11 protein-coding genes are annotated in these 10,589 nt (G+C 68.8%); 8 read left to right on the plus strand and 3 right to left on the minus strand.

The window, feature by feature from the left end:
- Window positions 1-31: 31 nt before the first annotated feature.
- The 7 genes from AC3WRR_RS19135 to AC3WRR_RS19165 all read left to right on the plus strand — a co-directional run bounded on the left by AC3WRR_RS19135 (window position 32) and on the right by AC3WRR_RS19165 (window position 7,545).
- Window positions 32-1,162 (plus strand): ABC transporter substrate-binding protein, encoded by a 1,131-nt coding sequence (locus AC3WRR_RS19135; RefSeq protein WP_492297845.1) that lies wholly within the window; start codon window positions 32-34, stop codon window positions 1,160-1,162.
- Between the two features lie 4 nt (window positions 1,163-1,166).
- Complete coding sequence (locus AC3WRR_RS19140) at window positions 1,167-2,003, plus strand: ABC transporter permease (protein ID WP_492297835.1); 837 nt, start codon at window positions 1,167-1,169, stop codon at window positions 2,001-2,003.
- Between the two features lie 12 nt (window positions 2,004-2,015).
- Window positions 2,016-2,813 (plus strand): ABC transporter permease, encoded by a 798-nt coding sequence (locus tag AC3WRR_RS19145; RefSeq protein ID WP_011617726.1) that lies wholly within the window; start codon window positions 2,016-2,018, stop codon window positions 2,811-2,813.
- A gap of 33 nt (window positions 2,814-2,846) precedes the next feature.
- A complete protein-coding gene (locus tag AC3WRR_RS19150; RefSeq protein WP_010810910.1) occupies window positions 2,847-3,641 on the plus strand; it encodes an ABC transporter ATP-binding protein in 795 nt (264 codons plus the stop codon).
- A 31-nt stretch (window positions 3,642-3,672) separates the two neighbouring features.
- Window positions 3,673-4,635 carry a TauD/TfdA dioxygenase family protein gene (locus AC3WRR_RS19155; RefSeq protein WP_492297837.1) on the plus strand — a complete coding sequence of 321 codons (963 nt, stop codon included), beginning with the start codon at window positions 3,673-3,675 and terminating at the stop codon, window positions 4,633-4,635.
- Window positions 4,636-4,666: 31 nt separating this feature from the next.
- Window positions 4,667-6,040 (plus strand): LLM class flavin-dependent oxidoreductase, encoded by a 1,374-nt coding sequence (locus tag AC3WRR_RS19160; protein WP_492297839.1) that lies wholly within the window; start codon window positions 4,667-4,669, stop codon window positions 6,038-6,040.
- A 230-nt stretch (window positions 6,041-6,270) separates the two neighbouring features.
- Complete coding sequence (locus tag AC3WRR_RS19165) at window positions 6,271-7,545, plus strand: O-acetylhomoserine aminocarboxypropyltransferase/cysteine synthase family protein (RefSeq protein ID WP_492297841.1); 1,275 nt, start codon at window positions 6,271-6,273, stop codon at window positions 7,543-7,545.
- 105 nt (window positions 7,546-7,650) lie between these two features.
- Here AC3WRR_RS19165 and AC3WRR_RS19170 read toward each other — a convergent pair whose 3' ends face one another.
- From AC3WRR_RS19170 to AC3WRR_RS19180, 3 genes are read right to left on the minus strand one after another with little or no spacing between them, the layout of a single operon-like run.
- Window positions 7,651-8,610, minus strand: a complete 960-nt coding sequence (locus AC3WRR_RS19170; RefSeq protein WP_010810906.1) for a lysylphosphatidylglycerol synthase domain-containing protein — start codon at window positions 8,608-8,610, stop codon at window positions 7,651-7,653.
- Window positions 8,607-8,906, minus strand: a complete 300-nt coding sequence (locus AC3WRR_RS19175; protein WP_144062260.1) for a hypothetical protein — start codon at window positions 8,904-8,906, stop codon at window positions 8,607-8,609. Before AC3WRR_RS19175 ends, AC3WRR_RS19170 begins: the two co-directional genes overlap by 4 nt.
- Window positions 8,893-9,249, minus strand: coding sequence for a hypothetical protein (locus tag AC3WRR_RS19180; protein WP_037024789.1), 357 nt, complete (start codon window positions 9,247-9,249; stop codon window positions 8,893-8,895). Before AC3WRR_RS19180 ends, AC3WRR_RS19175 begins: the two co-directional genes overlap by 14 nt.
- 183 nt (window positions 9,250-9,432) lie before the next feature.
- Here AC3WRR_RS19180 and AC3WRR_RS19185 point away from each other — a divergent pair, with 183 nt between their 5' ends.
- Window positions 9,433-10,254, plus strand: a complete 822-nt coding sequence (locus tag AC3WRR_RS19185) for a MetQ/NlpA family ABC transporter substrate-binding protein (protein WP_010810904.1) — start codon at window positions 9,433-9,435, stop codon at window positions 10,252-10,254.
- Window positions 10,255-10,589 lie beyond the last annotated feature (335 nt).

Here is a 10,589-nt window from a genome sequence, read left to right on the forward strand (position 1 = left end):
AGCCGTCCTCCACTTCAAGAAGGTCTGCATGATGATGACCCCGCGCCCCGATGCCACCGCCGCACCCACGCTGACCCGCCGCGAGCTGCTGCGCTGCGCGGCCTGGTCCGGGCTGGGCATGGCCGCGTCGCTGTCGCCGCTGTCCGCGTTCAGCGCCAGCCCGGCCGCGCGGCCCGACGTGATCCGCGTCGGCGTGGCCCAGCCCGCCACCGGCACCCCGCCCAGCTTTGCCGGCAGTTCGCTGGCGATTGCCCATGCGCGCGGCTGGCTCGAGGAATCGTTCAAGCCGACCGGCACGCGCGTGGAGTGGTTCTTCTTCAAGGGCGCCGGCCCCGCCGTCAACGAGGCGCTGGCCAACCGCCAGCTCGACTTCGCGCTGCAGGGCGACCTGCCGTCCATCGTGGCGCGCTCCGCGGGCCTGAAGACGCGGCTGGTGCTGGCCACTGGAGTGCGCGCCAACATCTACGTGGGGGTGCCGCCCGATTCGCCGCTGAAGACGGTCAGCGACCTGCGCGGCAAGCGCGTGTCGCTGTTCAAGGGCACCAACATGCATCTGCCGGCGCTGCGCCTGCTGGAAGCGAACGGGCTGTCGGACAAGGACCTGCGCCTGCTCAACCTGGACACGGCCGGCTACCTGGCGGCGCTGTCCACGCGCGACATCGACGCCGCCATCGGCGCCATGGACATCCTGCGCCTGCGCGATAAGGGCGCGGTGCGCATCCTGTACTCCAGCAAGAACCAGTCGCCGATCTACACACGGCAAAGCCACGTGCTGGTGAGCGACGATTTCGCCGGGCGCTATCCGGAAGCCACGCAGCACCTGGTGAAGGCCGCGGTCGAGGCGGCGCGGTGGGCCTCGGACGAGAGCCATCGCGAGGAGGTGCTGCGCACCTGGGCGCGCGCGGGTACGCCTTATGACCACTGGAAGGAGGACTTCGACGGCGAGCCGCTGCGGGTGCGGCTGAACCCGAATTTCGATCCCTTCCTGGTCAGCCGCTACAAGGATGCGGTCGAGCAGGCCTATCGCTTCAAGCTGAGCCGTACGCGCTTTGACGTGGACCAGTGGATCGACCAGCGCTTCCTGAAGGCCGCACTCAACGACCTGAGCCTGCAGAGCTACTGGCCCGTCTACCAGCCCAACGGCAAGATCCTGGGAGCCTGACACCATGTCCGTCGCCGAATCGCTTTCACTGCCCGCCGCAGCAGCACCGCGCGCGCCTTCCTCACGCAAGCCACTGCGCTGGCGGGATGCCACACGCTGGCTGCTGGCCTGGCCGGTGCCGCTGGCGCTGCTGCTGGTCTGGTACGTGGCCGCCCGCAATGCCTGGATTCCGCCGCAGGTGCTGCCCGCACCCGAAGACGTCGCACGCACGCTGGCCGACCTCTGGCAAAGCGGGGAACTGCAGGCCAACCTGGCCATCAGCGCGCTGCGCGTGGCCGGCGGCTTCGCCGTGGGGCTGGCCGGCGGCCTGGCGCTGGGCGCGGCCATGGGCCTGTCGCCGACGTTGCGCGACTACGTCTACCCGACCTTCAAGGCGTTCAGCCAGGTGCCGGTGCTGGGCTGGCTGCCGCTGCTGATGCTGCTGGTCGGCATCGACGAAGCGCTCAAGGTGATCCTGATCGCCAAGGCCGCCTTCGTGCCGGTGGCGCTGAACACGTACAAGGGCATCGGCAGCGTGCCGACCCGCTACCTGGAAGTGGCGCGGGTGCTGCAGCTCACGCGCTGGCAGACGCTGTCGCGCGTGGTGCTGCCCGCCGCGGCCGCGCCGGTGTGGAACGGCGTGCGCTACGGCCTCACGCACGCGTGGCTGGCGCTGGTGGTGGTGGAGCTGCTGGCCTCGTCCGAGGGGCTGGGCTACATGATCGTCTACGGGCGCCAGCTGTTCCAGCTCGACATGGTGCTGGCCGCCGTGGTGGTGGTGGGCGTGGTGGGCTTTGCGCTGGACAAGACGCTGGCGCTGGCCGAAGGCGCGGTGCTGCGCTGGCGCAAGCCGGGCTTCTGAGGCGAGGCCGCGATGACCACGTCCGCTATCCGCCCCCGTATTCGCCTGCACCGCGCCTTGCGCGGCTGGGTGCTGCCGCTCGCGCTGCTCGCGCTGTGGTGGGCCGCCGTGCGCTTTGGCTGGACCACTTCGCCGCTGCTGGTGCCGGTATCCAGCGTCTGGGACACCGCGGTGCGCCAGCTGCAGAGCGGCGCGCTGGCCACGGCATTGGCCGCCAGCCTGTGGCGCGACCTGGCCGGCTTTGCCATCGGCGCCAGCGCCGGGCTGGTGTTCGGCACGGCGCTGGGCCTGTCGCGCCTGTTCGAACGCATGGTCGGTCCGAGCTTTCACACGGTCAAGCAGATCTCGCTGTTTGCATGGATCCCGCTGATCTCGGTCTGGTTCGGGCTGGGCGATGCCGCCAAGGTGGTGTTCCTGTCGCTGGCCGCATTCTTCCCGGTGGTGCTGAACACCTTCGAAGGCATCCGCGCCGTGCCGGCGGACCTGCTCGAGGTTGCACGCGTCCTGCGATTCAGCCGCACCCAGGTGCTGTGGCGCGTGGTGCTGCCGTCGGCGGCGCCGTCGATCTTCGCCGGCATCCACCTGGGGCTGATCTATGCGTGGCTGGCCACGCTCGGCGCCGAGTACCTGCTGGTATCCGGCAAGGGCATCGGCAACACCATGACCGACGGCCGCGAGAACTTCTGGATGGACCTGGTGATCTTCGGCGTGATCGTGGTCGGCCTGGTCGGCTTCACGCTGAACTGGATTGCCAGCCGCATCGAATCGCGCCTGCTCGCCTGGCGCGGGCGCTCGGTGGCAGCGGGCTGAGCCACGCTGCACCTTATTGAACGGAGACCGCAAATGCCACATGCCGGCACGCTAAGCATCGCGCACCTGCACAAGCAGTACGAAGTCGAGGGCCGGGCGCTGCCCGTGCTCGAGGACATCACCCTGACCATCGCCCCGGGAGAGTTCGTCAGCATCGTCGGCGCCAGCGGCTGCGGCAAGTCCACCCTGCTGCGGCTGGTGGTGGGCCTGGAAGAGGACTACCGCGGCAAGATCCTGCTGGACGGCAAGCGCGTATCGGGCACCAGCCTGCAGCGCGGCATCGTGTTCCAGGAGCATCGCCTGTTCCCATGGCTGTCGGTGGAACAGAACATCCGGCTGGCGCTGCTCAACACGCCGGGCAGCGACGCGGAGAAAGACCGCAACGTTGCCGAGCATATCGCGCTGGTTGGCCTGCGCGGCTTCGAGCAGGCCTATCCGCACCAGCTCTCTGGCGGCATGTCGCAGCGCGTGGCGATTGCGCGGGCACTGGTGACGCGCCCCGAGATCCTGCTGCTCGACGAGCCCTTCGGCGCGCTCGACGCGATGACGCGGGCCTACCTGCAGCAGGAACTGCAGCGCATCTGGCAGGCCGAGGGCATCACCATGATCCTGGTCACCCACGACGTCGAGGAAGCCGTCTTCCTGGGCGACCGCGTGGTGGTGATGGAACCCCGGCCCGGCCGCATCCGCCGCATCCTGCCGGTGGACCTGCCGCATCCGCGCGAACGCGCCGGACTTCCCTTCGCGCGCGTGCGCGATGCCGTGCTGCGCGAATTCGCCGGGCAGGAGCCTGTCGTGCAGCGGACCCCCGAACCTGAACTCGCCTGACCCAACCCTCTTACATCCCCGGAGCTTCGCGATGACCCAAGCCAACGCCACGCAAGACCAGACCGTCCAGCTCGACATCCACCCGGTTGCCGGCCGCATCGGCGCCGAGATCCGCGGCGTCGCGCTGCACGGCGACCTGCCGCCCGCCACCTTCGCCGCCATCCGCGCAGCCTTGCTCAGGCACAAGGTGCTGTTCTTCCGCGACCAGGTCCATCTGGACGATGCCGCGCAGCAGGGCTTTGCGCGCCTGTTCGGCGACACCGTGCCGCACCCGACCGTGCCCTCGCGCGACGGCACGCAACTGCTTGAGCTCGACTCGCAGCACGGCGGCCGCGCCAATTCCTGGCATACCGACGTGACCTTCGACCTGGCCTACCCCGCGGTCTCGGTGCTGCGCGCCGTGACCGTTCCCGCCGCCGGCGGCGACACGGTGTGGGCCAACACCGCTGCCGCGTACCAGGACCTGCCCGAGCCGCTGCGCGAACTGGCCGACAAGCTGTGGGCACTGCACACCAACGACTACGACTACGCGGCCACGCGCGTCAATCCGAGCGACGAAGGGTTGAAGCGCTACCGCGAGCTATTTACCTCGGCGCTCTACGAGACCGAGCACCCGGTGGTGCGCGTGCATCCGGAAACCGGTGAACGCACGCTGGTGCTGGGCCACTTCGTCAAGAAGCTGCTGGACTACTCGTCGGCCGATTCGGCGCACCTGATTGCCGTGCTGCAGGGCCATGTGCACCGGCTGGAGAACACCGTGCGCTGGCGCTGGCGCGCGGGCGACGTCGCCATCTGGGACAACCGCGCCACCCAGCACTACGCCATCAACGACTATGGCGACGCGCACCGCGTGGTACGCCGGGCCACCGTGGCCGGCGACATCCCGGTCGGCGTGGATGGCCGCTGCAGCAAGGCGGTGAAGGCGGGCGGGCGCAACGAAGGCGCGGCGCCGGCCAACCAGTCCGCCGGTGCCGCGCAACGGCAAGCGGCCTGATTTAGCCAGTTGCTTCCGGGGAGCACGATCCATGTCACAGCAAAAGCCGGCGCGCCAGCTGCATCTGGGCGCCTTTCTCCAGGCCACCGGGCACCATGTCGCCGGGTGGCGCCATCCGGGCGCGCAGGCCGATGCCGGGCGCAACCTGGCGCACTACATCGCGCTGGCGCAGCGCGCCGAGGCCGCGGGGTTCGATGCGCTGTTCCTGGCGGACGGCGTTGCCATCCGCGGCATGGATGATGCCACCCTGCCGCGCACCGCGCGCGCCGCCACCTTCGAGCCGCTGACACTGCTGTCGGCACTGGCGGCAGTGACGCAGCGCATCGGCCTGGTGGCGACCGTCTCCACCACCTACAACGAGCCCTTTCATGTGGCGCGAAAGTTCGCCTCGCTCGACCACCTCAGCGGCGGCCGCGCGGGCTGGAACGTGGTGACGTCGTGGTCGGATGCCGAAGCGCGCAACTTCAGCCTCGAACGTCATCCCGCGCACGCGGATCGCTACGCCCGCGCCGAAGAGTTTGTCGACGTGGTCACCGGGCTGTGGGACACCTGGGAGGACCATGCCTTCCTGTATGACAAGGACAGCGGCCGGCATTTCGATGCGGACAAGCTGCACACGCTCGACCATCGCGGCGCGCACTTCCAGGTGCGCGGACCGCTCAACGTCGCGCGCCCGCCGCAGGGCCATCCGGTGATCGTGCAGGCTGGCTCGTCGGAGGCCGGGCAGGAACTGGCGGCCCGCACCGCCGAGGTCATCTTCACCGCGCAGCAGTCGCTGGCCGATGCGCAGGCCTTCTATCGTGGCCTGAAAGCGCGGCTCGCGCGCTATGGCCGCACGTTTGATCAACTCAAGATCCTGCCTGGCGTGTTCCCGGTGGTGGGCCGCAGCGAGGCCGAGGCGCAGGAGAAGTTCGAAGCGCTGCAAAGCCTGATCCATCCATCGGTGGGGCTGGCCCTGCTGTCGCAGCACCTGGGCGGGATCGACCTGAGCGGCTATCCGCTGGACGGCCCGCTGCCCGACAACCTGGCCGAACCGAACGGCGCCAAGAGCCGCTTCCAGCTGGTTACCGGCCTGGCCCGTCGCGACGGGCTCACCATCCGCCAGCTGTGCCTGCGCGTGGCCACCGCGCGCGGCCATTGGTCGATCCACGGCACGCCGCAGTCCATCGCCGACCAGCTGCAGGCGTGGTTCGAGGGTGAGGCCGCCGACGGCTTCAACGTGATGCCGCCCTGGCTGCCGGGCGGGCTCGATGACTTCATCGAACTGGTGCTGCCGGAACTGCGCCGGCGCGGGCTCTTTCGCGAGCGCTATACGGGCACCACGCTGCGCGAGCACCTGGGGCTGCGCCGGCCCGAGAACCTGCGCTGGCGGCAGGTCGAACCACCGCTCGCGGTCGGGGCATGACCGCTGCGCTGCGGCGCCGCGCATATCCAAATGCAATAAGCTTCCTTGCCTCGCGCGAGCGCCGTCGGCAACCATAGCGGCCACGCCGCAGGGGCGTGCGCGGGCCGGCTGGTACCATCGCACGGCCTGGTGCGCCCGCGCGGCGCACCGCTCGGCATGCCCGGCGCCATGGCAGGCACTGCCCCGTCGCGCCGGTCCGGCACCCAACAGCGAGACGAAGAGAGAAGAAGATGAGACTCGAAACCCTGGCCGTCCATGGCGGCTATTCGCCCGATCCCACCACGCGCGCGGTGGCCGTGCCCATCTACCAGACGGTGGCCTACGCCTTCGACAGCGCCCAGCACGGCGCCGACCTGTTCGACCTGAAGGTGGCCGGCAATATCTACAGCCGCATCATGAACCCGACCAACGACGTGCTCGAGCAGCGCCTGGCCGCGCTCGAGGGCGGCGTGGGCGCGCTGGCGCTGGCGTCCGGCATGGCGGCAATCACGTATGCGATCCAGACCATTGCCGAGGCCGGCGACAACATCGTCTCGTCGAGCCAGCTCTATGGCGGCACCTACAACCTGCTGGCGCACACGCTGCCGCAGTCCGGCATCGAGACCCGCTTTGCCGATGGCCGCAACCCGGCCAGCTTCGGCGACCTGATCGACGCGCGCACCAAGGCGATCTTCGTGGAGTCGGTGGGCAACCCGCTCGGCAACGTGGTCGATATCGAAGCCATCGCGCGCGTGGCGCACAACCACGGCGTGCCGCTGATCGTCGACAACACGGTGCCGTCGCCCTACCTGTGCCGTCCGTTCGAGCATGGCGCGGATATCGTGGTGCATTCGCTGACCAAGTACCTGGGCGGCCACGGCAACAGCGTCGGCGGCGCCATCATCGACAGCGGCAAGTTCCCCTGGGCCCAGCACAAGGAACGCTTCAAGCGCCTGAACGAGCCCGACGTCTCCTATCACGGCGTGGTCTACACCGAGGCGCTGGGCCCGGCCGCCTATATCGGCCGCGCGCGCGTGGTGCCGCTGCGCAATACCGGCGCGGCGCTGTCGCCGTTCAATGCCTTCCTGATCCTGCAAGGCATCGAAACCCTGGCGCTGCGGCTGGACCGCATCACCGAGAACGCGCTGGCGATTGCCCGCCACCTGCAGCAGCATGCCAAGGTGGACTGGGTCAACTTTGCCGGCCTGCCCGACCATGCCGACCACGCGCTGGTGCAGAAGTACCTGGGTGGGCGCGGTCCCGGCATTCTGTCGTTCGGCCTGAAGCAAGGCGGCCGTGAAGGCGGTGCGCGCTTCCTGGACGCGCTGCAGCTGTTCACGCGGCTGGTCAACATCGGCGATGCCAAGTCGCTGGCCACGCATCCGACGTCGACCACGCATCGGCAACTCAATGCGGAGGAACTGAAGGCAGCGGGCGTCAGTGAGGACATGGTGCGGCTGTCGGTCGGCATCGAGCATATCGATGACCTGATCGAGGACCTGGATCGCGCGCTGGCGGCGGCCTGACCGCAGGCTACCGACGTCAGAGCGACCCGCTGGTTTGCTCCCCTCTCCCGCTCGCGGGAGAGGGGCAGGGGGTGAGGGCAGGCGGTCGCATACCGCCAGCACAACCTACCCCCCACCACGCTTGCCGTGCGCCTCCAGCACAAAGTAGCCGATCGCCCCGATCATCAGCGGAATCAGGTAATACATCGCGCGATACGCAATCAGCGCCGCCAGCAGCAGCCCGTGCGGCACCTGGCCGCCCAGCATCGTCAGGAACACGGTCTCGATCACGCCGAGGCCCCCGGGGATCCGCACCACCACGCCCGCCAGCCCCGACGCGAGCAATACCCCAAGCACCGTGAAGTACCCCGCATGCGTATGCAGCAGCGAAAACAGGATCGCCGCCATCGCCATCCAGTGCGCCGCCGACAAGAGGATTTGCAGCGCCGCGAAGCCGACCGACGGAACGTAGATATCGTGGTCGCGCACGGTCCGGTGCCGGCCGTGCCAGGTGGCACAGGCAGCCAGGTAGGCAGCCGGCACCGCCAGCATCAGCGCGCCCAGCACCCGTGTCAGCGCGGCGGGAACGCCCCACTCGGGCGGCAGCACCACCAGCTGCGCCACCAGGATGCCCCCCGCCAGCAAGGCATAGCCGAGCCAGTTGCTGCTCACCACCACCACGAACAGGCTCCAGATCTGCGGCAGGGTCAGCCCGGCGCGCGTGTACAGCCGATAGCGCACGCCCGCGCCGCCCAGCGTGGCCCCGAGGTTGAGGCTGAGCGTGTAGCTGACATAAGAGATCGCCATCACCCGCCGCGCCGGCAACGGGTGTCCGGCATAGTGGCAGCCGAGGCGGTCGAACTGGCTGTACAACAAGCCGCTCAGCGCAACGAAGGCCGCCGCCGGCGCCAGCGTGCGGGCGTTGAAGCCGCGCAGCGCGGCCAGCACCGCGTCCCAGTCGATGGTGCCCAGCTTGCGCGCGATCAGCGCCAGCACCGCGGCAATGAACAGGATGCCGATGGCACGGCGCCACGCGGGCCAGTGCGCGTGCTGGCGGATGGCCGAGAAGGTCGTCGCGCCCATCATTGCGCGCCTCCCCTCGTCGCCGCGCACCGCAAAACCGGCGTCAGGAATGTGCAGGAATGCAGGCCTGCGCGCGCCAGCCCGGCATGCAATTTCTGGCCTGCCTCGGCTTCAAACAGGATAAAAGTTTCCGCCAGTGCGCTTTCGCGCGCGCGCGGGATGGCGCCGGCCCCGCACGACAGGCGCCGCTCTGCGCCATGCCCTGGCCGGCGGAAACGATTGGAGGCGGACTGCATCGGTGTCATGACCTGAGAAAGCCGCAAACACCGTGCCAGCACGGGCACGTCAACCACGGCCACGGCTGCGCCGCCAGCGCGCCAGGGCTGCGGCCGCCAGCGCACCAGCGGCAAGCCCGGCAATGAACACCGCGGCAGTGGTCCCCTCCCAGCCCGCCGCGGCCGCAACCTCTGCACGGCCCCGCGCAAGGGGCGCGAGCGACTGCCAGTCGGCAGCCGTGAACTGCGTCATCGCCTGCGCCCCGTCCAGGCCATACACGCAGATCTCCCCGCCCGGCAGCTTGCAGAAGCGCTCGCGCGGGCAGGCCTTGAGGATGGCCTGCGGAGCGCCCTCGCCGCAGCTGGCCCCGGCGCTGCGCAAGACCTGGATCGTGACTTCGGGATGCCGGGTAAGTTGTTCGGGCATGGCGGCCTCCATACGGGTGACGCTGTCCTTCAGCGTAGTGCAGCCAGGCGCCGGCGCCCTTATTCACCAGCGGCATATGACCATGCGTAATAACTCGTTCGCCTATTGCCTGCCTTTCCATACAATGAGCCGACGCCGCGGCGGGACGCTGCCGGCCTCCAACAACATAACGGGGAGCATCAGATGCAATACGGGAAATTCGGCTTCGTCGCACGGCTGGCGGCAGCGGTGCTGGCACTGGGCGTGATGCAGGGTGCGGGCGCGGCCGATCCGGACAAGAAGGAAATCCGCTTCGGCGCCACCGCCGGCCCCTACGCCGACCAGATCCGCTATGGCGTGAAGCCGGTGCTGGAAAAGCGCGGCTACAAGGTCACCATCATTGAGTTCAGCGACTACGTGCAGCCCAACCTGGCGCTGGCCGACGGCGCCATCGACGCCAATGCGTTCCAGCACGTGGCCTACCTGAAGAAGTTCTCGGCCGACCGCAAGCTGGCGCTGACCGACGTGATCCAGGTGCCGACCGCGCCGATCGGCATCTACAGCCGCAAGCACAAGGGCCTGGCCGAGGTGAAGCCCGGCAATACCGTGTCGCTGCCGAACGATCCCACCAACCTGGCGCGCGCCATCGCCATCCTGCAGCAGATCGGCTGGGTCACGCTCAAGCCGGGCACCGACCCGATCCGCGCCAGCGAGCGCGACATCGACGCCAACCCGCACAAGCTCAAGCTGATCCAGCTGGAAGCCGCCCAGCTGCCGCGCTCGCTCGACGACGTGGACTATGCCTTCGTCAACGGCAACTATGCGCTGGCCTCCGGCCTGAAGCTGACCTCGGCGCTGGCGCTGGAGAAGATTCCCGACTATTACATGAACCTGGTCGCGGTGAAGACGGCGGACCTGAACAAGCCCTTCGTCAAGGACATCCGAGAGGCCTACGAGTCGGCGGAGTTCAAGGCCGTGACGCAGCAGCGCTTTGCGGGCTTCGTGCAGCCGCCGTACCAGCGCTGAGCCACCGCGCTCTCGCCAGCAAGAAAGCGCCGCCAGGCGCTTTCTTGCATTTGGGACAGCTGTCGCGCGCATTGTGCGCAGCAAGACAATTTTGCGCCGCGCGCGCCGCGCAAATGCCCTACACTCAAGCTCAAGTCCCCCGCGCCCAAAAAGCACGGCAGGGATCACAACGCGATCATTGCTGCGGATAGCTGCGAAGATCCTCGCGGCCGTCCCAGCGGATCCTGTCGAGACAACCGCATCGAGAGACCTGCCATGTCCACGGTTGCGCGCTTTGAGATCGGCTACACCCGCTACCTTGCCCCGCCGGGCGACACCTCCTCCCCCACTTCTCC

The organism is Cupriavidus sp. FW305-3-2-15-C-LB2 (genome assembly GCF_058787575.1).